The sequence below is a fragment of the Thiocapsa sp. genome (assembly GCF_018399035.1).
Taxonomy (GTDB): domain Bacteria; phylum Pseudomonadota; class Gammaproteobacteria; order Chromatiales; family Chromatiaceae; genus Thiocapsa.
In genome coordinates this window covers 107,769-128,249 of sequence record NZ_CP073760.1, presented here as the reverse complement: position 1 = coordinate 128,249, position 20,481 = coordinate 107,769, and the positions used below count along the sequence as shown (strand labels likewise).

The 20,481-nt window shown below is 54.5% G+C and carries 24 protein-coding genes, 1 tRNA gene and 1 pseudogene; 14 read left to right on the top strand and 12 right to left on the bottom strand.

What is annotated here, in order from left to right; all coding sequences use genetic code 11:
- Window positions 1–1,118 precede the first annotated feature (1,118 nt).
- From KFB96_RS00650 to KFB96_RS00640, 3 genes are all read right to left on the bottom strand, one after another.
- A complete protein-coding gene (locus tag KFB96_RS00650; RefSeq protein WP_213458489.1) occupies window positions 1,119–1,610 on the bottom strand; it encodes a hypothetical protein in 492 nt (163 codons plus the stop codon).
- A gap of 340 nt (window positions 1,611–1,950) precedes the next feature.
- Window positions 1,951–2,553, bottom strand: a complete 603-nt coding sequence (locus KFB96_RS00645; RefSeq protein WP_213458488.1) for a hypothetical protein — start codon at window positions 2,551–2,553, stop codon at window positions 1,951–1,953.
- A gap of 139 nt (window positions 2,554–2,692) precedes the next feature.
- Window positions 2,693–2,914 (bottom strand): hypothetical protein, encoded by a 222-nt coding sequence (locus KFB96_RS00640; protein WP_213458487.1) that lies wholly within the window; start codon window positions 2,912–2,914, stop codon window positions 2,693–2,695.
- Between the two features lie 629 nt (window positions 2,915–3,543).
- Here KFB96_RS00640 and KFB96_RS00635 point away from each other — a divergent pair.
- The 6 genes from KFB96_RS00635 to KFB96_RS00610 all read left to right on the top strand — a co-directional run bounded on the left by KFB96_RS00635 (window position 3,544) and on the right by KFB96_RS00610 (window position 7,698).
- Complete coding sequence (locus KFB96_RS00635; RefSeq protein ID WP_213458486.1) at window positions 3,544–4,005, top strand: transglycosylase SLT domain-containing protein; 462 nt, start codon at window positions 3,544–3,546, stop codon at window positions 4,003–4,005.
- A 1-nt stretch (window position 4,006) separates the two neighbouring features.
- A complete protein-coding gene (locus KFB96_RS00630) occupies window positions 4,007–4,294 on the top strand; it encodes a hypothetical protein (protein ID WP_213458485.1) in 288 nt (95 codons plus the stop codon).
- 493 nt (window positions 4,295–4,787) lie between these two features.
- Window positions 4,788–5,024, top strand: coding sequence for a hypothetical protein (locus KFB96_RS00625; protein ID WP_213458484.1), 237 nt, complete (start codon window positions 4,788–4,790; stop codon window positions 5,022–5,024).
- 87 nt (window positions 5,025–5,111) lie between these two features.
- Entirely contained in the window at window positions 5,112–5,987 is an 876-nt protein-coding gene (locus KFB96_RS00620) for a restriction endonuclease (RefSeq protein WP_213458483.1), read from the top strand.
- A gap of 242 nt (window positions 5,988–6,229) precedes the next feature.
- Entirely contained in the window at window positions 6,230–7,015 is a 786-nt protein-coding gene (locus tag KFB96_RS00615; protein ID WP_213458482.1) for a hypothetical protein, read from the top strand.
- Window positions 7,016–7,281: 266 nt separating this feature from the next.
- On the top strand, window positions 7,282–7,698 hold the full coding sequence (locus KFB96_RS00610) for a hypothetical protein (protein WP_213458481.1): 417 nt from the start codon (window positions 7,282–7,284) through the stop codon (window positions 7,696–7,698).
- A 367-nt stretch (window positions 7,699–8,065) separates the two neighbouring features.
- Here the strand turns inward: KFB96_RS00610 and KFB96_RS26215 are convergent, their stop codons facing one another.
- The gene (locus KFB96_RS26215) at window positions 8,066–8,317 is read right to left on the bottom strand and encodes a hypothetical protein (protein WP_300971207.1); all 252 of its coding nucleotides are present in this window, start codon (window positions 8,315–8,317) and stop codon (window positions 8,066–8,068) included.
- Here KFB96_RS26215 and KFB96_RS27335 point away from each other — a divergent pair.
- Window positions 8,237–9,384 (top strand): annotated as a pseudogene (locus tag KFB96_RS27335) (ISL3 family transposase). The gene KFB96_RS26215 and the pseudogene KFB96_RS27335 sit on opposite strands and share 81 nt — an antisense overlap.
- 190 nt (window positions 9,385–9,574) lie before the next feature.
- Here the strand turns inward: KFB96_RS27335 and KFB96_RS00595 are convergent.
- The 3 genes from KFB96_RS00595 to KFB96_RS00585 form a co-directional block, all read right to left on the bottom strand.
- The gene (locus KFB96_RS00595; protein WP_213458478.1) at window positions 9,575–10,303 is read right to left on the bottom strand and encodes a hypothetical protein; all 729 of its coding nucleotides are present in this window, start codon (window positions 10,301–10,303) and stop codon (window positions 9,575–9,577) included.
- A 635-nt stretch (window positions 10,304–10,938) separates the two neighbouring features.
- On the bottom strand, window positions 10,939–11,607 hold the full coding sequence (locus KFB96_RS00590; protein WP_213458477.1) for a DUF4145 domain-containing protein: 669 nt from the start codon (window positions 11,605–11,607) through the stop codon (window positions 10,939–10,941).
- A gap of 236 nt (window positions 11,608–11,843) precedes the next feature.
- Window positions 11,844–12,146: an NAD(+)--dinitrogen-reductase ADP-D-ribosyltransferase gene (locus tag KFB96_RS00585; RefSeq protein ID WP_366931534.1), complete on the bottom strand. Its 303-nt coding sequence runs from the start codon at window positions 12,144–12,146 to the stop codon at window positions 11,844–11,846.
- Window positions 12,147–13,502: 1,356 nt separating this feature from the next.
- Between KFB96_RS00585 and KFB96_RS00580 the strand changes: the two genes are divergently transcribed.
- The 3 genes from KFB96_RS00580 to KFB96_RS00570 all read left to right on the top strand — a co-directional run bounded on the left by KFB96_RS00580 (window position 13,503) and on the right by KFB96_RS00570 (window position 15,618).
- Window positions 13,503–14,300, top strand: coding sequence for a hypothetical protein (locus tag KFB96_RS00580; protein WP_213458476.1), 798 nt, complete (start codon window positions 13,503–13,505; stop codon window positions 14,298–14,300).
- A gap of 140 nt (window positions 14,301–14,440) precedes the next feature.
- The gene (locus KFB96_RS00575; protein ID WP_213458475.1) at window positions 14,441–15,172 is read left to right on the top strand and encodes an HNH endonuclease; all 732 of its coding nucleotides are present in this window, start codon (window positions 14,441–14,443) and stop codon (window positions 15,170–15,172) included.
- 122 nt (window positions 15,173–15,294) lie between these two features.
- Entirely contained in the window at window positions 15,295–15,618 is a 324-nt protein-coding gene (locus tag KFB96_RS00570) for a hypothetical protein (protein ID WP_213458474.1), read from the top strand.
- Between the two features lie 197 nt (window positions 15,619–15,815).
- Here KFB96_RS00570 and KFB96_RS00565 read toward each other — a convergent pair whose 3' ends face one another.
- Window positions 15,816–17,321: a tyrosine-type recombinase/integrase gene (locus KFB96_RS00565; protein WP_213458473.1), complete on the bottom strand. Its 1,506-nt coding sequence runs from the start codon at window positions 17,319–17,321 to the stop codon at window positions 15,816–15,818.
- Between the two features lie 171 nt (window positions 17,322–17,492).
- On the opposite strand from KFB96_RS00565, the gene KFB96_RS00560 reads away from it, so the two are divergent.
- Window positions 17,493–17,580: transfer RNA gene (locus tag KFB96_RS00560), tRNA-Leu, on the top strand.
- Window positions 17,581–17,659: 79 nt separating this feature from the next.
- Here KFB96_RS00560 and KFB96_RS00555 read toward each other — a convergent pair.
- Together KFB96_RS00555 and KFB96_RS26200 are read right to left on the bottom strand one after the other, a co-directional pair.
- On the bottom strand, window positions 17,660–18,367 hold the full coding sequence (locus KFB96_RS00555) for a DEAD/DEAH box helicase family protein (RefSeq protein WP_300971765.1): 708 nt from the start codon (window positions 18,365–18,367) through the stop codon (window positions 17,660–17,662).
- Window positions 18,307–18,822: a type I restriction endonuclease gene (locus KFB96_RS26200; protein WP_300971205.1), complete on the bottom strand. Its 516-nt coding sequence runs from the start codon at window positions 18,820–18,822 to the stop codon at window positions 18,307–18,309. The genes KFB96_RS00555 and KFB96_RS26200 overlap by 61 nt, the downstream gene beginning before the upstream one ends.
- A 117-nt stretch (window positions 18,823–18,939) precedes the next feature.
- Here KFB96_RS26200 and KFB96_RS00550 point away from each other — a divergent pair, with 117 nt between their 5' ends.
- From KFB96_RS00550 to KFB96_RS00540, 3 genes are read left to right on the top strand one after another with little or no spacing between them, the layout of a single operon-like run.
- Window positions 18,940–19,203: a DUF4160 domain-containing protein gene (locus KFB96_RS00550; protein WP_300971204.1), complete on the top strand. Its 264-nt coding sequence runs from the start codon at window positions 18,940–18,942 to the stop codon at window positions 19,201–19,203.
- Between the two features lie 26 nt (window positions 19,204–19,229).
- The gene (locus tag KFB96_RS00545) at window positions 19,230–19,406 is read left to right on the top strand and encodes a type II toxin-antitoxin system RelB/DinJ family antitoxin (protein ID WP_300971203.1); all 177 of its coding nucleotides are present in this window, start codon (window positions 19,230–19,232) and stop codon (window positions 19,404–19,406) included.
- Between the two features lie 23 nt (window positions 19,407–19,429).
- Window positions 19,430–19,633, top strand: a complete 204-nt coding sequence (locus KFB96_RS00540) for a type II toxin-antitoxin system HicA family toxin (RefSeq protein ID WP_213459772.1) — start codon at window positions 19,430–19,432, stop codon at window positions 19,631–19,633.
- Window positions 19,634–19,733: 100 nt separating this feature from the next.
- Here the strand turns inward: KFB96_RS00540 and KFB96_RS00535 are convergent, their stop codons facing one another.
- Together KFB96_RS00535 and KFB96_RS00530 are read right to left on the bottom strand one after the other, a co-directional pair.
- A complete protein-coding gene (locus KFB96_RS00535) occupies window positions 19,734–20,087 on the bottom strand; it encodes a DUF2283 domain-containing protein (protein ID WP_213458470.1) in 354 nt (117 codons plus the stop codon).
- Between the two features lie 37 nt (window positions 20,088–20,124).
- Complete coding sequence (locus KFB96_RS00530; protein ID WP_300971202.1) at window positions 20,125–20,337, bottom strand: DUF4926 domain-containing protein; 213 nt, start codon at window positions 20,335–20,337, stop codon at window positions 20,125–20,127.
- Window positions 20,338–20,481 lie beyond the last annotated feature (144 nt).

Sequence of the window (20,481 nt, the reverse complement as noted above, 5' to 3'; positions counted from 1 at the left end):
GAAGGTCAGGGGGCCACCAATGATCAATGCCAATGGATGCTTTCAGCCTGCTACCGCCAGGATGATGTTGTTCTCCCCGAAAGGGGGAACGCTACAGACCGCTGAAGGCACCAGTAATGATAGGTGTCTTCACAAACAAGGCTAGTAGATCCTCTAATCGCCTCAAACGACCTCAAGCTCAGGCTTGTGGTGACACCTCCGCTACTGACTCCCCATTAGTGGGCTGAGGTTTGGGTCTGATGACCCAAAAAATAGCTGACGCACGGATGTTCAAGCAGCCTGGGTAGCTTCGGTAGCTCCGATCATCTCCAACACAAGCCCAGCATCATACGCAGTCCAAGCATTTAACGAACCTGGAAGCATTCGGAAGCCATCGAAAGAGACCCCAGCTACTAAGCATATCACCTTCGGAGGGTGTAAACCGCCAGAGGCGGAAGGTATGGCCGATAGGCAATTTATCGGCATCCGCAGCAACCTTCAGAACCGTGAGCAGTTCACCGATATGTCCAGGTCTATCGGGAGCCATACGCAGGGCCATACAACCCCCCAGCGCATCGCTGGGACTTCAGGTGCCTATCCTTCCAACGGCTCCAGCGGCTCTCTGCTTCGCCCTACAGCAATTACCGCACTCACAGTCGCCATGCTCCGGGACACCCGCCGATCCTATGGCCATTCCCACCAGGCGAACAGCTAGGGGCCACTCTAAGTCCGATCCCAAGTTCCATGGGATGTCGTGTGAGGGCAAGCTCAGCCGTGGCCATCAGCAGCGGTTGGCTGACCGTCAGATGACAACTCCTGTCTAGGGAGCCTTTCAGATCCGAGGCATCCTGGTGGGGGTGTCCCCCTGCCTTCTTTCCAGAGCAGCCCATCGTTCCATCGGGCATCACCTTCACCTGAAGCATTCCCGCTCTAAAGCATCATCAAGTAGAGAGGTGTATCCGATGGGAAATCGATCATGCGATGCCGCCCGCATCTGCAAGTCGCCAGGGGGATTCCGATAATAATAAATAGTGCCTGCGAATAACGCATTCTAGCAGAGTGAAGCAGGAGGAGAACGCCTTGGCATCCAAGGGAGTGTACTTCGGATAATGAAGCAATGATGCCGGGCTAATTGATTGTCACGACTTCCCCTTTAACCTTCTAATTTGGTTTTGTGCGGTATCATCTATTTGCCTTCTGCTCATTCCTTTGCTGACGGAGTACTCGACCACTAACTCCCCTATATGCTTATGCAGGGCAATTGCTTCCTCTATGAACTCCTCGATTCTAGAAAACACCCTTGCTCGTCCAGAATCGGTATATAGAAGATCATCAGATTCACGGACCGAGTTATGCACTAGCCACCTCCTTTCTTTATTGAACCGCCTCAGGCGCTCAAGCGTTTCACCATTCAGAATCCCGAATTCTTCCGCTTTGCCCAAAAGTTGACCGAGAGTCAGTTTATTGAGCATGCCCTCATGTTTTAAAGCTTCGTCCTTTTCAAGAGAGTTAAGCTCTTTCGCTATTCCTTTGATAAGAATGAAAGGCGTCAAGGCGGTTTCCACATACTGTAGATGCCATATTGCCGTACCGATTCGCATGTAGAGGTACTCCAATTCGCCTGCGTTCATCTCTCTGCGCACCACAGCCCCCTAGCCTTCAGCTAGATCGATTGGAAGTAGACCCAAGCCGCGCTGCGGGAGGCTGGAGTTAGCACAGTGACCGTGCGTGGTTTGGGGTCGGCTTAACTGATTGTTGTGATACTTGTAGGAGTGACCTTCAATGCCGAAGCCTTGCCCTGACCAGGAGCAAGAAGACGAGCGCTACGACCAGGCGTAACTCGGAGTCTGGTCAGCCGCCTCGGGCAGCTCCTGGTGTTGTTCCCGCTTTTGAGGCGGCTACCAAATAAGTCCCCGGCTCTGCTGGGGGTAGTTAACGGAACAGGTATTCTTTGCACCATTATCCAACCGCCTACTGCTTAAGTCGGCAAGAAATCGATTCTACTTTCGCACCGCCCGTGTAAATACCAACCTCCTCCGCTGGTGGCTCGATGGTTGCGTCATGAACCGCGACATAATTGCCATTTGGTCCGATTGCTGCACAGCGAACTCGCTGTTTTATGTTTGTACGTATTACCACAACCGTCATACTGTCAGTTAGCGCATAAAACCGATCGATTGAAAAATGATGCTCCCTTTTTAATTCTTTTCTATATTCATCGAGTTCCCCATGACGCTTCTTTTCAATCTCAGCCAGAACTCTTCTCACCTCACTCCCTGGGGGGTAGAGCATCGCAGCACGGAAAACCGATTCCGACGGCATGTTATGCAGATCTTCTATAATTCGAGCTGCTTGAATATCCGTATTCTCAGGATAACCGCATTTATTAGCAATGATTTCCTGGGCAGTCCTATTATTCTCATCGAAGCAGCCAGACGCGCCGCACTGCCCTTTCTCGTACATTTGTTCTTCGACGCTATCAGAGCATTCTTTCCAGTCGCCATCCGCAAGCACTAAACTAGAGAAAACCAACGCACAAGCAAAAAGTCCATTGATTGCACAGGTTCTATTCATTAAAATCCCTCGGAAATCATTTTAGACACCCAGCCTGATCATGAGTCACGCCTAAGTCCAGCGAATAGTGCTGGTTGTCGTTTGATGCTTTATGGCTGGCGCAATAAACGGCAAGGTCATTGATTTGCGCCCTATCGAACTATTGAAGCTTCTTGACTGTGGCTTTACGTTTGAGCAAATAGAAAGTATGACTGCTGATCATATTTACAGGCTCGCCTTCACACTCATACTCGACCGTGCCCTTGAACCTGCAAGCGGCTCCGCTTAATGGTGAAAATGCATTATCCGACGTCATTTCCTTGATGATGTATTCCTTCCCATCTGGATCAATGGCGGTAAATGTATTTGTGATTTCCTTCATTGTTGTTGCCCTAACGTGTTCTAAGTTGAATGCTTCGTCTAGTGTACTCGACTATGTCAGTCTAGCCCAAAGGTAGCGTGAGAATTCCTCAAGTCGACACCACCAGACCAAGACGCGAGGACGGCTCACCGCCGAACGGGGATCGTTACCGAGATCTCATGATCCATCGCCAGCTTCCTGCGGAGGGCCGTTAACGGTGCATACGATGAAATAGTTTTGGGAGCCGGGTTCAATTGGTCACCACTGACAGGTGGTTGCCGCGCCTCGCCGGCATGCCGTGAACACTCGCTCCGCGCAGCGCTGGATATCATTCGACCCTTTCAATGCCTACCCGGTGGTACCCTTCACGCGCCCCGCAGAGCCGCCAGGGCCGCCGCCGCAAGGGTCTGCACCGGTGATCCACACCAAGCCCCAGGCAGCCGCCGTGCGCCTCCCGTTGTCCCCACAGGCCAGCCGGTCGCTCCTCTCCGTGACCGGATGAACAGGCAGAGGCCGCGGCATCGGTGATCCCTACCGGTACGCCCGCAGCGCCTCAGGTGGCAGAGACCGCAGGGGCTCTCTCGACGGCTCCGGTGGCACCTCCCGCTCCGGTCGACCGACCGGGCGTAACCCAGCCACCGGCCCAGGGCATGACTCCGATCCCTGCATCAACGGCAAAGCGCCGCGACCAGTACATGCCCCTGTTCCAAAGTGTCGGCCAACGGACCGGGGTCGACTCGAAGCTGTCGGAAGCCACCGCTTGGGCTGAGTCCACCTTGAAGGCGGATGCACGCTCTCCCGTCGGAGCCCAAGGCTTGATGCAGTTCATGCCCGGAACGGCAGCAGGGTTCAACATAGACCCGAATGATTCTGCTGAGATCGAGGAAGGCGCTGCGGCAATGTACGATGCCGCGTGTCATTTGCTGTTCGGGAAGGGTAAGGTTCCGTCCAACGGTGGGGATGGTCTGCTGCCGGAAGATGCTGTGATCAGCCTCAAGGCATCTACCGCCGTTCGGCTCGCTCGTCTCTATGGCATGAGCCACCTCCGTTTCCTAATGAAGCCCGACGGTGCGATCATTGTCGTACCGCCCACCAACCAACAAGGAGATTAATATGGTCTCTACCAACACTCCGCTCATCGCCGCACTCAACAATATTGAGTCGAAGATCGACCAAGTCATGGCGCAGCAGATGCAATTCGCCACAACCCTAATCAGCCATGCCGACAAGCTCGATACCATTCGGGGTGATGTCTATCGAATCGATGCCGAGCTGAACCACGTCCGTGTTAGGCTGGCAGCCCTCGAACTCGAACCCCTCACCTTGGAGCAAAGAATGCCCACCCTGTTCGCTACGCTCGGGCTCTCTTCATCTTCCACGCCACCACACTCCTCGCAGTAGCAAGCGTCGCCGGTCCCGAGAGCAGCATCCAGCCCTGGCGTGACCAGCCCGAGAACCAGTCATGGCTGAAGCCGTCCTGGGACCGTGGGGCCATCAAGGAAAGTGAGCGAGACAACCTCAACCGGGAGCTGGCCAAAAGAACTGAACCGGCGGAACCTTGAACGGTACACCCAACCAATCCTCCCTTTCGGAGCAACTCGATGATCGTCAAAACCCTTCTTTACGCCGAAACATGCTTTAGACGACATGGGCGGCTGTCACTAGGGAGATCCAGGACGACAGGAACACCCCCTGGTTCATGCAGAAGCAAGCATTGGAGTACTCGTTCTGAGAAGCAGTGAGCCCAACAGTGCAAGGAAGGGGGGGCCATTCTCTTTATAAAGGCCCCTGCACTCTTCGAACTGGGACAATTTTGGCCGGCGACCAGCCCGACTGCGGCAGGAGATCAGGACCACTAGCCCGAACTCGTTTCTGTAAGGAAAACCGCCCTGAAATGGCCATCCTGATACTTGATTACATCCCAAGGCATGGTGTGCAGGTGGTGATCACCCCAGAAGGGCCGATGGACATCATCGGGCTCAACCAGGACGACGAAGCCCTCCTCCTCGGGGTTGTGCTCCGGGTGACTGAAGGACTGGATGGCGTCCCGGATCAAGGGATACGCTGGGTGGGTTTCCGGCCGGTCGTCGTGCGACGTGAACCGCAGCATGGTATTTTGTCCGGGCATTAAGAAGAGCCCGCTGAAGCATGTTCAAGGGTTTATCGGCTGGCCAGCTCCCTTGCAATCGTTGTGGGAGCGAAAAATCAGGATCTTAGGATGGCAAAGAGAAGCCAGGCACAGTTCGTAAAGTGGTTTGGACCGTTACTTGATGCTCTTCGCGAGTTGGGCGATTCAGGAAAGCCTCGCGAGGTTGCGAATCAGATCGCGAAGAACCTCAGACTGTCAGACGATGTTCTCGATGCGACAGTCAAGTCAGGTGGGAACAGATTTCAGAATCAGGTCGCCTGGGCCAGGCAATATCTTGTTTGGGAGGGGCTGGTTCAGTCATCTAAACATGGCACATGGACGCTGACTGACAAAGGCCGAACCGCTCACCTTTCCGAAGCTGAGTCGCGTGAAATATTCAAGAAGTGGGTTGCGATCCATAGGGATAGGCGAAAGGAAAAGGAAATCGCCGGCCAAGAACCTGATCATACGGACGAGTTACCTCCTGAAGAAGAGGTCGTCGAGGAATCCCTTAGCCTGCTCAGTACCCTGCGGTCCCTCAGTGCTGTTGGCTTTGAGAAAGTATGCCGAGAGTTACTTCGGGAATCCGGCTTCCTAAATGTCGAGATTACCGGCGGGTCAGCGGATGGCGGTATCGATGGCTACGGGACGCTTGAGGTAAACGCATTCGTGAGTTTCAAGGTGCTTTTCCAATGTAAACGATACGCGGAAGGAAAACTTGTATCGCGAGCACAGGTCGGAGATTTCCGGAATGCGATGATCGGTCGTGCTGAGAAGGGCATCATCATGACAACTTCAACGTTCTCGAATGCAGCGGTCCAAGAAGCGAATCGGGAGGGTGCGCCGAAAGTCGAGTTGGTCGATGGCGCCAAACTCGTGGAAATGTTCCAGAAGGTAGAGCTTGGCGTAAAGCGACGGGATATCTACGACGTGGATCTTTCCTATTTCGAGAAGTTCAGGACCTGACCTACCCTCTTTGAGACCGGCAGCAGTTAGCTAGAATGAGATTACGACGGACATATGGGTCTAGACGTCACGGGGATTCTGGTGCCAGTTTACTCGATTCGGTTTCTGCGACCTGCACGATTAAGTAAACTGTCACTAGAACTTCCCCGCATCACCTCGGCCAGCTTCTCCTTGATTTTTAGGACGCTTGCTATTATCTTGATGCCATGCGGGCCAGCCCCCAAATAGCCCGACCCGAAAATATGAGTGATTATTTCTATTTTAAAAGACATTTTTCAAAATACTTTATTCTGGAGCCAAAAATACTTCTAGAGATCGATGAGGAACTGAAATCTTTTATAGAAAATGAAGGGCTTTTATTGCCGATTAAGTATCTTGTTTACAGGGAGGATAGAGATCCATATACCACATCGGATATTAACAAAGTATTGGCAGAGCCAAATAGCAAAGGCGGCCGCATAATTGAAATAAATATTCAAGTTGGAGAAAAGCCCTTAGTATTTAATTCTAGTGACTCGCCCGTTTTTGTCGAGTGCCGCTTTGGCCGCAATGGGAGCAGGATTAAAATTCAAGATTATCGAAAAGAAAAATCGCATCATTATTTGGCCGATCAGCTCTGCACGTTATTTGAACATACGCAACGAGAGGCCAAGCTGAACCTGATAAGCGTTCCTCGACTTTTGAAAGGCTCGCTGCCGCCGCTAGTCACATTTGTTCTGCTGCTGTTCCTGTTGCGTTGGTATTCCCCGTTACAAGCCCTAAAGATAGGGGAGTTAAGCGTTATTGATTTCCCGCTATATATTTTCGCCATGGTTCTTATGGTTTGGGGCTCCGCCCTACTCTGGAAAGTCACGAATCTCCCCGACTATTTAGAAGAACGTTTTCGACTAACCGGAATTTTTCTATGGGGTGCAGAAATACAGGATTATGAACGAAGAAGATCCTTTCGCCATAATTTGACATGGAACGTTCTATTTGCTTTTCTCATCGGAATCGCAGTAACGTGGATTATGTCGACCATACAATAGGGGGAAAGGAAGAGGAGAAGGGGTCAACATTCAGCTGCCCCTGCCCCTGAATGGCGTCAGGTCAAGGGCGCGGGCTTCGTAACTCACTTTCTTGCAGGGCGCGTTGGCGGTATCAATGTCGCACTTCCCGACCGACACAATCGTGCTTCGGTGCGAGAAAAAAGGTCGTACCATTGATCGGGGTCAGCTAAATGGTGACCCCAACTCCCTCTCGGATAAATCAATTTATCAGGAATTTAGTGACAGCCAAGCAAATGAGGTGGAAAATGAAAACAATTGTAATTCGCGGGTCATTAACAATGATCTTTGCCCTTAGTGGTTGCGCGACATATACTACTACAACTCCCACAATTACACCCGTATCAACCTCAACAGAACAAGGCGTTTCTTTCGATCAGGCAAGCAAAGACGCTTCTACCGATACGTGTAAAATATTTCTTTACTCGATGCGGCAGTTTGAAGCTTCGTTTGAGCCTCCACTTTCCAAATGCGAGATAAGCCCTGGCATTCATAACGATGACTGCCTTAGCGCTTATAGAGTCTATCGAGATAAAGATCCTAAGCTAATGCTATCCGTTTACAAAGACTGTAGTCGTGCTGGCGCTGTAAATACCGAAAACAAAGATGGCGAAAAGCTGTCATCGCTCATCAAAAGATGGGAAAAGGTGATGAAAAGTATGTAAGTATTTAAAGACTGAAGTTTCTCGTTTTCCTCAGGCGGCCAGCCCATGACTGCAGAAGAGAAAAAGGTCAGGCTCGAATGGCACTAACTTGAGCCAAAACCGTCGCAAAACAGCTGGGCATGGCCGTAATCCACGACGCGGAAGCGGAGCTCAACGAGTTTTTTTGGTGGCTTTGTTCCAGAGGGGTGACTGTCGCGGATTGGAGTGAATTCGCGATTTTTCAACGAGAACCGCGGGTGCGTAGGCGGTACCAATGTCGCATTTCCCAACCGACACGAGCATGCCTAGGTGCGAGAAAATAGGTCGCGCCATTGATCAATGTCGGCTAAATGGTGGGCTCTCCAGGATCTCATGGGGTTATGATATTTTATAAATCAACAACCTGAACCTTGCCTGCGGGCAGAACCCCATTCGGACGCGGCCTATAATGATGTTTGACACCGATACCCTTCAGACCCTGCTGAACCTGCCTGATCTCGCCATTGATCGCGTTGTGCTCGGCGAGCGCAGAACGCTCCAGATCCATGTCCACAGCACCTTGGAGGGAACGCACTGTCACCGTTGCGGCAAGCCGATCGACCATGGCTACGGGCTTGGGCAAGAGATCAAGCTGCGGCACTTACCGGTGTTCGACTACCACACCGTCCTTGTTTTGCGACCCAAACGCTATCAGTGCCACTCCTGCGAGGGGCGGCCGACGACGAGTCAGATGCTGTCGTGGTATTCGCCACGCGCCTCGGTTACGAAGGCCTTCGAGCAGCAAATGCTGCTCGAGTTGATCAACAGTACGCTCGAGGATGTGAGTCTCAAGCATGCCGTCGGTGTCGATGCGCTGCAGGGCATTCTGGATCGCCGCATCGAGCCCGAGGTCGATTGGAACGGGATCGAGACGCTGGAGGTCATCGGCATCGACGAGATTGCGTTGAAGAAGGGCCATCGCGATTTTGTCGTCGTGATCAGTGCCTACGTGAATGATCGGCTCCGCGTCATCGCCCTGCTCCCGGCACGGACCAAGGCCGTCGTGGAGGCGTTTTTCGAAGCATTCCCAAGCGCTTACGGCGCACGGTCGAGGTTGTCTGCTCGGACCTTTACCAAGGCTTCATCGGGGCCGCGAAGGCCGTGTTCGGCAAACGCGTCCTCATCTGCGCGGACCGCTTTCATGTCGCTCGCTTGTATCGCGAGGGACTCGAAACCCTGCGCAAGCGCGAGTTCAAGCGGCTGCGTCGCACGCTCTCCAAAGCGTCCATTGATGAGCTCAAGAACGCGCATTGGGTCCTGCGGCATCGTCGCGCCGACCTGAATGCCGATGAGCGTCGCCTCCTCAATCGCATCTTCGCCCACTCCCCGAAACTCAAAGAAGCGTACGAAGCCTGCGAGGCGCTCACCGCCATCTACGACAGTCGCCTGTCGAAAGGTCAAAGCAAACGTAAACTGCGCGGTTGGATGCGCCGCGTCACCAACCGCAAGCTCACGTGTTTCGATCGTTTCCTCGGCACGCTCGAGACCCGCTTCGAGGAGATCACGAATTATTTCGTCGGCCGCCGGACCAGTGGCTTTGTGGAAGGGCTCAACAATAAGCTCAAAGTCATCAAGCGCCGCTGCTATGGAATGACGAGCCTCAAACACTTCTACCAGAGGGTGTACCTGGATCTCAATGGATACGCCAAGTTCGGAACCGTTCGTTGATAAAACAAGCGCTTGCCAGGTCGAGCGCTCAGCCATTTTCGGGGTTTCTCGTGTACGGCGAAATGCGGCATAAGTGCCTGTTTTAAAATAACTCATGCGTCCCCCTGAAATCCGGGAGAGCCAATGGTGAGCCCTTTCTTCATGAAACAGATGGCGATTTAATTCGACCGGGGTGTACTAGAGCAATTTGTTAGTGGCTTTTGCGAAGGCTTGCCTCCAATGCTTTTAGAAGACCTGGCGCAGACTGCCTAACAAAATAGACTTGATCAGATGTTATATCTTCACCATGCACCGCATAGTTACAAATTGATATGACCTCTTGTATACCGACCACAATCTCTTTTGGTATATAGTCTGATCGCCCCAATTGATTTAGCATTTTTCCGACAGAGACTCTTCTAGCATCAAGCCCAAGTGCTATCGAGTGCCGGCGAAGTAGCTTTTCGAAGGCCAACCTAACCTGAAACATCTCTGTTTCAATCGAATCAGCATACCTCCCGCTTAGATTCTCTGTATCTTCTGGCTTTATACCTAGCTTGGCTAGTGCATCTTGTATCTGAGCCGTTAAATCCGGGATTTCCGAATCCTTTGGTGGTTCGGGACTCGTACGTATATAGATTTGGTTATTGTTAGCGGAAGAAACCTCAATAGAAGAAGTAACTTCGGTTTTTAGGATAGCTAATTGATGAGTCAGGTCCTTCTTTAACTCTTGAATATCTTGCTTAAGCTTAATTCCGAATATATCCATTTCTTGAAAAATGGGAGCGAGGCAGATACCAATCCATACAATAAATACCATTGAATCAAAATAAGTCGGGTTCCCGCCTATTAGATCTTCCTGTCTGCTATACAGAAAAGAGCCTACGACAACCACAAGGACAAACCACCACAATAACTTAAAGTTTTCCGTGTTTTTCATAAACTCTCGATTCGCGTGGTTGCCTTATAACCTGCTTTTGATTCCATACACCATCTCGGTACTAGGCCGCATTTAGTCACGTACCCTACGCAGTGAGTCATCCTCCCTACGATGCAGCAAGCCAAGGTCCTGCCAGCCTCGGTTCACGCTATCTCAAAGCCCCATGCCGGGCACGGATACCATTGCGGGGGTTTCCAGGCACCTTCGTGCCACACATGGACCTTGGTGGGGCATCGACGTCTTTCCAGGGTGCCATCGAACAAGGGGCCGGGTGTCGACTCCCAACGGAGCAGCCCCACCGCCGTGCGAGCGTGCTTGGGTGCGAGAAAACAGGTCGTGCCATTGATCGGGGTCAGCTAAACGGTGACCCTACCTTCTCTCCGGGCAGGAACCGCCCGTGCGTCGCTCCGAGGCCGATAGCCGGCTTCACTACGGGCCAGCACAGCAAGCCCGGCTGAGCCTGCCGCTGCTCGCTGTGGACCCTCAGGCCCCGGCGCCATGGCGGCGCGGAAGCGTCCAACCGGGCTTGCTGCACCGAACTCCAAAATATTGCATTACAAGACCTGCCCCTGCGGCCTTTTTTGAGTGATAGCGAAGGCCGCAGTTCGGCGTCGGGCTGGCGGACTCGTTAGCCGTCATTTGAACGTTGTCTTTGCGTGTTCCGGCAAGATGTAGACGCCGAGTAGTAGATGATCCACGACGTCGAAGGCTAAGCCGAGTTCTCTCAGAGAATGAGGCTTCACTTCATGCGCCGCACTGTTTCCTAGAACGCGAAGTCTATGGAGTACCTGTGCACCATCCTTCGTAAGGACGCCAGAAGCAACTAGAGAATCAATCTTGTCGTTAAGGGTACCTCCTTGCGCGCTTTTGTCTTTGCAAACAGTTTCAATAATAGCGCGTATACCGATACCACATAGAACTGGCTGGGATTCGTTAAGGGCCTGAAGCGTTTCGCCATAGATACGCCGAATCTCCTCTGACAGAAGGCCCGCATCGCCAAGCGCTTGCCGCCCACGAGGGTTAGGGTAGACTTCAATTAGAGGCTGATACTCCCAATCGTCCGGGCCAATTTGTACAAAATCGTGCTCCGATCCTGAGACTCTACGAAATCGGATTGTCTCACACCCCAGGCATTGAAGGATCTGATGCTCTATCTGCCAGCCATAAGAGAACGCTGCGGGACCGGAGGAACCGCTTAATGTGGCTCCGGCCAAAATCTCGTGTTTCGTGTCGCGTTGGCACTCGCGGCAAGGACAATCGACCTTCTTGCCATTCCGTTCAGTGAATTCAAGGCTTGCTGTCATGGCGGCGAATGGGTTTCTGTTTTGGGCGCCCAACGTGTTCTAGACTGCACGCATGGCTTCCTGTTCTAGACCACATTTTTTCTGGTACACGAGTAGCCTACGCGTCGCTCAGCGCGATCCGTCAAACCAAAGCTCCGCAAATCTCTTGCCTCGCCGAACCCATGCTGTGCTCGGATAACATAGCACGAGTTTCCGCGTGCGGTCGTCACGACGGGCGACCCCATCTATCCGACGTGTCAACACCCACCCCCGTCCCACGCCCCTGTCCCAAACCCGGCACACGCCCCGGCCTCAAAGCGTACTAATCGAAACCTCATACACCCCCCGATCACCACGAACTCATCCTCCCCCTTCAGCAGCCCCGGCAGCAACTGATTGAAGAAGATCTTCGGCAGGGACACATCCGCGATCAGGATGTAGTCCCCGAACTCGTCGGCGCGTTCGCGGCTGCTGGTATAGCTGTTGAGGTTGTCGAAGAGAAGGTGGTTGGGCCCGCCCCCGAAGGGTCTCTTGCTCGTTGAGACGCTTGATGCCTCGATAGAGTCAGAGGAGGGTCTCCTTCCGGGGGGGAACCGTACTCGCAGTTCCTCGGGCAGCAGCAGACGCCCAGCAGACGGCCTAGGGACAGGGGGTAGGTGTAACGCCGAGTGCCCAAGCAGGAAGCAGCCTCGAAGGGGTCGTTCCCACTTACCTCCTGCTGTAAAGCGACACCCTCATCCATCAACCTCGCCCCTGAAGGTATTCGGTGTGACCTGAAGGCGCCGTGCCCCAACGCGAGCCACGACCGATTTCGAGTGGCAGAAGCTCGAAGAGTCGATCCCGAAGGCCAGCTCGACCAAGGCTGAGTGGGATGCTTGGCTCGGGTATGCTCGGAAGCTGCAAGAGACCGCTTACCGTCGCTCCACCGGTCAAGATCCGCAGTGGCAGGGAGGTCGACCGGAGGGAGTAGGTCCGCAAGGTCAGGGAGGTGGTCAGCAGAGTCCGCAAGGATACGGAACCCAAGGACAAGCGGGGTACGTTTCCCCGAATACGGCCTCGTACTACTAAGTTCCGATGTAACGGTATCGACCAGAGGGAGATAGGCCAAGATCCCCGCCTTCGGGCGGGAGGATGGCCGTCACGTTGAGAGTTGGTTGATCCATACCCCTACCGGTTTGCCTCCATAGCAGCCCGGTAGGGGTATTCTTTCATCCCGGTGATCCTTGCCTGTGCGGTAGAAGGTTCGAGGGCTGAAGGCAAACAGTGCCAGAAGGGGGTAGCTCTTTAAGGCCACGGCACGGTGCGGCGGACACCGGCGGCGGGCCTTGCAGATGATACGGACAGTGGACAGGGGGGACACCCCCCAATCAGGACTGCCAAAAGCGGATTGAGGGCGATCTCAGAATGGAGGTGGATCCGTAGGGGCAGGGCAAGCGGAGACCATCAGCAGACGGTGGCTGTCCGTCAGGTGACACCTTCTGGCTGGGAGCCTTTCGGATCCTCACGCGTCCTAAGCAGGGGGCGCTTCGCTTCGACCCCCTCACCTCGCGCCGATAATCCCCCTTCGGCATCGTCCAGCACCTGTCTCGATCTGCCCTTGAGTACGGAACGGCCATAAGGGGATGGGCCGGGGGAGCCTGTGATGCAAACGGTCGAAACCTTGTGCTATATTTGCTCGCCATCTCACGGAGGGAACGAATGTCATGACGACAGACCAAGCCGAACTGCCTAGGGCGATTGCTGATCGTTCGAGGAGGTCGGCTTTTTTGTTGGCCTCTCCGATCTAGATCAAACCTTACTTGAATGCATTCTGGGGAATGATGGGGTCGCCTAAGATATTTAGATATTCGGCTAGGTGTATGCTGGAACGAAATAGAGGGAGCAGAAGGATGGTTAGACCTATCCGAGGGTTACGCATGAGAAAGGGAAAAACGCATGCTTTTCCATTTTTTGTCTTTTTTGCCTTGATTTCGGGTTGCGCTCATAATTCATCCGCCACGTCTAATGATGACTTTAATCTGGTCATGAGTGGATACGGCGTAGAACAGGTAACCGATAAACGTTGGCTTGCCTGCGCAAGAAAAGCCGTTGAAGCTGCGGAAAATGAGATGAGGCAAGATGGTATAGAGAGTAATTTCTGGGGTGCGGCCGGAAGCGGTATGATCTTTGTCGCAACAGAGGACTGTGGGTATTTGGAGTCGCCGAAGATAATTCCCAATTGGGCAATGGATGTGATAAACGAGAAATGTTACCTGAAGCCGGACGCAGTCCAATATGAAATTTTCAAGCGACCATTCTATAAATACCACCCTGATTACCTAGAGAAAACAGTAATGCCGGAATGCCGGCGAGTCTATGAGAGCCAAACGAGCCAAGCAAAACGGAACGCAGAGAAGTCTAGACGGGACGCAGAGAAGCCACAGCTCGCATTAGGTAATGATGAAAGAACCTTCGCAAATGCAACAAAGGATGACTGGCGAACCAAGTGCCAAAATATTGCGAATCTAGCGGAGACAATCATGAGGGGCCGGCAAGTTGGGTTGCCGATGGCTAAGCTAATCGAGCTGTCAGAGGGCAACGCTATCGCAGAGTCGTTCGTAATATCAGCATACGATCTTCCGCGATATCTCTCGGAGAGTATGCGGCAGCGTTCAACGGATGACTTTCGTGACCAAGCTTATCTTGCATGTTCTAAGGTGTATCGGCCGAAATAATTAGCACCTAATAGGAGGTTAGGACCGGACTCCGCTGGCGCGGTGCTGACTCCGAAACATCACGCCAGCGTGGCCGCTTCACCTATCCGTTGGGTGTCGTAGCCTCCACTTCGAACTTAAGCGATTCTCCGTCGAAACAGATGAATATCGTAATCACCGCAAAGAATCTTAAAAATAGTCACTTTAGAGTCGAGAGTGGTTCTGGTTTCTTTCCATCTGATTCATGGGGCGGCAACAACCGGAATCTCGCAGCACTGCCTATCCGTTTTATCTTTGAAGGTACAAACGAGGAGGTTGATACAGATATCGATAGTAGGAAACGAATTCCCCGCCATGCCCGAGGTCAGATCAAGCGCTTTTTCCTGCACCACCGAGCGACTGAAGGAGAGTCAGTCGTCATCACAAAGATCGCGGATCGTCAATACCTGGTAAGGATGGCGCGTTCCACATCAGTTCTAGTCGCGACAGTCAAGCCAACGCTCTCGAATCCGCCTGCTGGTTCGGAAACGCCCGCGCGAACAGACACCACGTCAACTCGAATTGTCCGCGAGACCGCGATTACTGACTATGTGAAGCGCCTGTACAACTTCGAATGTCAGGTTTGCGGCACTGCGCTCTCAACACAGAGTGGCCCATACGCTGAAGGTGCACATATTCGCCCACTTGGAGGACCACATGACGGCCCAGACGTGGTGCCCAATGTCCTATGTCTCTGCCCCAATCACCATGTCATGCTTGATGGAGGAACGCTGTCAGTTCGAGAAGACTACTCACTAGCCGGCGTAGATGGAAGGCTCACAGTTCACGCAGATCACACGATAGATCCCGCACATCTTAAATATCACCGAAAAACCATCGCTCAAATCGAGTGACACCTAATAATTTCGCTTCAGCCGAGCCGCGCTACGAGCGTCATGTTCGTTCTGCAATCTCAGTTGGTAGGGACGCGGACCGCGTAAGCGGGATCACCAGGTAAATTTATCCAGGAGGACAAATGAATCTCAACAACTCACCTACCATCGAACAGTTAGCAGCGTTAGTTGCAGAGTGTGATGACGGGGCCGGCCACCATGTTCTTTGGGTCGACAGAGACGGGGATGTCCATATCAGTACAGTGCCAAAACACTTATCGCCTGTTGGGTTTGAACAAGCAACACCAGAAATGAAGCTCAGAAATGAGACCTTTGCACAGGGAAACGATTATGTAGGGCCTAATGCAGCGAAAGACGAACGATTAATATCGGATTTGTTAAAGAGCCTGAAAAGGGCTTGGGCTGAGCACAAGAATCATCCAGGTGTCGATTATATTGACTACTGACCTGAATCTTAGGTGACTCGGGGGCAGCAGACCCTGGGAGCGGCCACGGAACCGGAACCTGGATTCTCCGGTCCGTCGGCCAGGTTTCTGGAAATTGTCGCCAACGGTATATTCGAAGGAGCCGTTTAAGGGCTCGGGGTCAAACGACCTACATCAGTGGTGTCCCCCGAGACTCACCCGAACCCCGGTGAACCCCTTCACGCGCCCCGCAGTGCCGCCAGGACCGCTGCCCTCCTCTCCTCTGATAGCCCGCCAACCAAGTCAGCGATCAAGGTCTCCGCGTCCTCTCCGCTCTCTACCGTGGGGCGATTACCATCGGGAGGAGGCAACATACCCGCCTTCCCGAGGATGTGGTTCTCTACAAGCTGCGAGGCGTCTCTCAGATCCCCCAGCCCCGAGATCTGGTAACCAGCCGTGACATCACGCGACCCGGAGAGGTGGTTCAGGAGCCGCTTGAGAACCAACTGCGGAACACCCTCCCTGAGAGCTGCGGATGCGAAGACACGCCGAAGGTCGTGAGAGGTTGCCACCAAACCGGTTCGGGTGGTGATCGCTTCGTGGAGGTCTCGGAGATCCTTGATCGGGTTCACATGGGTGCGTCCTGGGAACACCAACGGGCTCTCCAGTTCGGTGACGGTGAACCGGTCCCTCTCCCGGAAGCGTGCCTCCAGAATCTCCCTGACGCGCCGGGTCATGGGCCGAAGGAGTGGTCGGCCATTCTTCGACCGGGGTGCCGGTACCTTAATGGTCCCCTGCTGGAAGTCGACCAGATCCCACGTCAAGGTTGCCAGCTCGTTCAACCTGAGCCCTGTCAGGACCAAGGCTTCCAAGAGGTCGCACGCTCGCACCCGCACCCCTTGGCTGGTCGGGTCTGCTTTCAGGGCGTGGAGGGCTGCGAACCAATCCCCCAGGCGCTCTTCGGGGATGATGGTCTCCTTCCTCGGAACATCGTTCCACCGGGCCTTGGTAGCCCCAGCCGTTCTCCGCTTGTTCAAGGCAAGGGAAACGGGGTTGTCCCCAAAGATGGGGTTTCCTTCCACGTCACGATATTGATCCCTTGCCCAGTTCCATAGGAGCCGTAGGACGCGGAAGTCATGGTCTGCCCGCGATGGACTCTCCTTGCTGCGTTCACGGTGAAGCTCCCGAACGAAGGTTTCGGTGAACTCGGACAAGGGACGGTCCACATGGGCCTTGAATGTTGTCGTCACCCCGAGAAGGTAGTTCTTGCGGGTACCTTCCGACAGGTCGGCTTGCTCCAAGAACCGCTCAAGGACTTGCCCATAGGTCACCGCTGCACCCTTCGCCACGGCTGTTTCGTTGGCTAGACGGGCTGCGTCACGCTTACGCTCCACCCTCTGGTCGACACCTTGCTCAAGGTTCCGCAGCTCCTCAAGCGTCTTGTCCCTGGCCAACTCGACCGTGAACACCTTCCGCTCCCCGATACGGAGGGCACGCTTCTTACCTTGAATCTTCCGAACAAGGTAGAAGGCGATGATTGGATCGTCCAGGGTGGGGGTGCCGCCCTTCTTCTTGAGCCGAATCCTCAGGCAAAGCCCAGGGACGGACTGCTTGCCTCCACGGTCCCGAATCCAGGCATCCCCGTCCGAGGGGATCGAGCTGGGATCAGTCCGGTACCCAGCGAGGGTGTTCGAGACCCAAGCATCCAGAGCCCTCTCGGTGAAATTGATTTGTGCAGTTGCCATCGGGAACCTCGGGCGTTTGGGGGAACCTCTGGGGGAACCCTGGGGGAACTTTCGAGGGTGAAAATAGCGGAATAAGGTGACCTTCCGCAAGACCTTAAGGTGCGGCACAATCAAGGGAAAACTGGGTTATTGCAATGATATACAGCGACTTACACTAAGTTGCGCTGAGCCGCCTGGGGATCCAAATTGATGTCTCGCATCAGACTCAAAATCTGACGGGGGCGACCCCATGCCGGTTCGACTCCGGCCCTCGGTACCAATACAAGACAAGGGGTTAGGCCAAAAGCCTAGCCCCTTTTTCGTTGCCCGTCGGGCTCCATGGCGCACTCACGGCGCTTCTAGTAATACTGCCGCACGTACCCATACGCCTTCTCGAACAGCTCCAAATCGCTATGGAGCTTGTACTTGAACAACGCCTTGCGTAGGGCCTTCTTGACCTCCCGCTCGCCGGCACTGGTCTGCTGCCAGCCCGGGAAGCGCACCAGGCGCACGATTTCATCAATGTCGTTCACCACGCGCTCGACCACCACCGGGGTTTCGGGATTGCGGGCCTCTTGAAATAGCTCGGTGAGCGCGGCCTTGCCGCGGTTCTCGTCTTCTTCGGGTGGGGTCTCTTTCTCGGCGGCAACCAGCTCGCGCGCCAGCTCGAGCAGTTCCTTGAGGAAAGCGATGATGATCTTGCGCGTGTCCTGCCGGAGCAGCCGCTTTAACTCCTTGCGGGTCTCGGCCTTGACCAGATTGGGGATGTCGGAGGCATGGAAGGTCGCGCTGATCTGGGTATCCAGGTCGAGGCGGTCGACCACGATCAGCACCGCGGGATTCTTCAGGGCCGGATGCAAGCGCAGTTTCTGCGCGGCCAACACCATCAGCAGCGATTTTCCGGAGCCCTGGAAATGCCAGATCAGGCCCTTCTTGGGGTAGCCGGCAACCACCCGCGCCACGATGCGGTTGGCGCCCTCGTATTGCTGAAAGCGGCAGACGATCTTCAGCCGGCGCTTTTTCTGGTCGGTGGCGAACAGGGTGAAGTTGGCGAGGATATCGAGCACCGTGGCCGGGTCCAGCAGGCCCGCGACCGCCCGCTGCAGATCGCTGAAACCCCGGGGCGCGGCGTCCTCGTCCATCCGCCCGGCCCCCACAGATTGATGGGCATCCGGATCGAGCCGAAGCGCAGCTCCTTACCCTCGGTGGCCACGCTGAAGACGTTGCACGCGAACAGCTCCGGGATGAACTGCTCGTAGTTCTCGTGGATCTGGAGCGCCGCGTCGACCCAGCTCACCGCCGGGCGTACCGGGGTCTTGGCCTCGATGAGGATCAGCGGGAAGCCGTTGATCAACAGCACCGGATCGGCACGGCGCTCGGCCGGACCGGCGCGAAAGAGGTATTGGGTGGTGACGACGTATTGGTTCTGCTCCAGATCCTCGAAGTCGATCAGGCGCACCGTGACATGCTCATGGTTTGGCCCGAACGGCATGCCGACCGAAGGGACCGGTAAGCAGATCATGCAGATAGGCTTCGACGGTGTTGGATTCGGTGAAGGGCATGCCTGACCTCCCGTGGAGTGCTCTATAATCGTGGTGACGGTGCCCCGAGATCGAGCCCCAGGGATTTTGCTCAAACGATGCCGACTGTTTTAAGAATTCGCGGTTTTCGTTTCCATTTCTACTCCGACGAGGGGAACGAACCGCCGCACATTCATGTTCGTGGCGCGGAAGGTGAGTGCAAGTTCTGGCTCGACCCCATCTCACTGGCGCGTCATCGTGGCATGGCGCGAGCCAACTGCGAGAAATCGAACGACTGGTGTTCGAGCATCGACCACTGTTGCTGGAGAGTTTCCATGACGATCTCGGCCGTTGAAAGCGAGCCTGCCGCACTGCGCGCCTAGGCGGAGGGGCGCATGACTAACTCTCTGTGTCCGAGTCGTCCATGCGCATGGTCTTGACCAGGGTCGCAAAAGAGAAGGCGCTGCCGTTTGAGCTACGCATGCCGAACCCGCTCACGGCGGAAACGCTGGCGAAAAGCGAGCGCGGCGAAGAGGTTTATCACGCCAAGGACGCTCGCGATCTGTTCGACCAGCTTGGCATTTGACCGAGCAAAAAGGCTCTATCCCTGTGCCGAGAAAAATAAGGCAGCTCAAAAGCTTGCTGTTAAAAGCCGGATGCCTGTGCGAACGGGCCAAAGGGAGCCACACGAAGTGGTCCCATCCAAGGTTCAAGGACAAACTGATCCTGTCGGGCCATGATGGCGATGACGCAAAACCGTACCAGGAGCAGACCGTGCTCCGATATCTGTATGAAATTGCGGAAGAATCATGAACATTCACTACAGCATTCTGATTCAATGGTCCGAGGACGATCAAGCGTATGTCGCCTCGCTTCCCGAGTTTGGTCCATTCGTGCATACCCATGGAGCCACTTACGAGGAAGCGCTCCAAAACGCGCGGGAGGTTCTCGATCTCTTAGTCGAAGACACGTCTCCATTGCCATGTCCGCGAACCTTTCGGATGGAGGAGGCTCGGGCGGATCTGACGAAAGCGGATCGCTGCCCGACGTTGCACCGACCTCGGCAGTGACATCGCGCGGCTTTCTGATCCAGGACGATCGGATAAAGTCCCTGCTCGCGCGCTTCCAGCAACAGGATCTCCACGACGCTGCCGTCTTCCGCATAGCTGATGTTCAGATTCCAGCCATGCGCAACCTCGCGGCTGACCGGCTTGTCGCTGATGCGGAGTTCCAGGATGTCGTCATCGGGGTGATAGATGGCCTTCATCCGTCGCGCTCCCAAGTTGTCATGGATGAATCGTCCTTCACCCCGGTGAAGCGGCAAGCGGGCGAGCATGCGCGATTTCATGGCGCGCGACTGGCCTGACTTGCGCCGCCGAGAGACTGGCCACCGCCAGGGTTTCTCCATCCAGGGTGACGAATTCGACCTCGAAGCCTTCGCCGCCCGCGTGAATCATCACGACCGTTCCAGGATCGCCCGCCGTCAATCCGTATTCCAACGAATCCAACTCGATCAAATGTGTTCGATCGAGAGACATCGTCCGGTACGCCCCAACGGCGGATCTTCAGACTGTCCGAATCCAGGTGTTCGAGTCCGACGTAATACTCAACCCCCGCCTGACTCGGATCGTCGACACGCTCGTTGATGCTCTGAGCCATCT

Coding starts and splice junctions, on each gene's coding strand:
- KFB96_RS00590 (WP_213458477.1), bottom strand. CDS start 11,607: ATGACAGCAAGCCTTGAATTCACTGAACGGAATGGCAAGAAGGTCGAT.
- KFB96_RS00565 (WP_213458473.1), bottom strand. CDS start 17,321: ATGGCAACTGCACAAATCAATTTCACCGAGAGGGCTCTGGATGCTTGG.
- KFB96_RS00550 (WP_300971204.1), top strand. CDS start 18,940: ATGCCGACTGTTTTAAGAATTCGCGGTTTTCGTTTCCATTTCTACTCC.
- KFB96_RS00620 (WP_213458483.1), top strand. CDS start 5,112: ATGGCAAAGAGAAGCCAGGCACAGTTCGTAAAGTGGTTTGGACCGTTA.
- KFB96_RS00580 (WP_213458476.1), top strand. CDS start 13,503: ATGAGAAAGGGAAAAACGCATGCTTTTCCATTTTTTGTCTTTTTTGCC.
- KFB96_RS00650 (WP_213458489.1), bottom strand. CDS start 1,610: ATGAACGCAGGCGAATTGGAGTACCTCTACATGCGAATCGGTACGGCA.
- KFB96_RS00630 (WP_213458485.1), top strand. CDS start 4,007: ATGGTCTCTACCAACACTCCGCTCATCGCCGCACTCAACAATATTGAG.
- KFB96_RS00645 (WP_213458488.1), bottom strand. CDS start 2,553: ATGAATAGAACCTGTGCAATCAATGGACTTTTTGCTTGTGCGTTGGTT.
- KFB96_RS26200 (WP_300971205.1), bottom strand. CDS start 18,822: ATGATCTGCTTACCGGTCCCTTCGGTCGGCATGCCGTTCGGGCCAAAC.
- KFB96_RS00610 (WP_213458481.1), top strand. CDS start 7,282: ATGAAAACAATTGTAATTCGCGGGTCATTAACAATGATCTTTGCCCTT.
- KFB96_RS00615 (WP_213458482.1), top strand. CDS start 6,230: ATGAGTGATTATTTCTATTTTAAAAGACATTTTTCAAAATACTTTATT.
- KFB96_RS00575 (WP_213458475.1), top strand. CDS start 14,441: ATGAATATCGTAATCACCGCAAAGAATCTTAAAAATAGTCACTTTAGA.
- KFB96_RS00635 (WP_213458486.1), top strand. CDS start 3,544: ATGACTCCGATCCCTGCATCAACGGCAAAGCGCCGCGACCAGTACATG.
- KFB96_RS00640 (WP_213458487.1), bottom strand. CDS start 2,914: ATGAAGGAAATCACAAATACATTTACCGCCATTGATCCAGATGGGAAG.
- KFB96_RS00595 (WP_213458478.1), bottom strand. CDS start 10,303: ATGAAAAACACGGAAAACTTTAAGTTATTGTGGTGGTTTGTCCTTGTG.
- KFB96_RS00535 (WP_213458470.1), bottom strand. CDS start 20,087: ATGAAGGCCATCTATCACCCCGATGACGACATCCTGGAACTCCGCATC.
- KFB96_RS00570 (WP_213458474.1), top strand. CDS start 15,295: ATGAATCTCAACAACTCACCTACCATCGAACAGTTAGCAGCGTTAGTT.
- KFB96_RS00625 (WP_213458484.1), top strand. CDS start 4,788: ATGGCCATCCTGATACTTGATTACATCCCAAGGCATGGTGTGCAGGTG.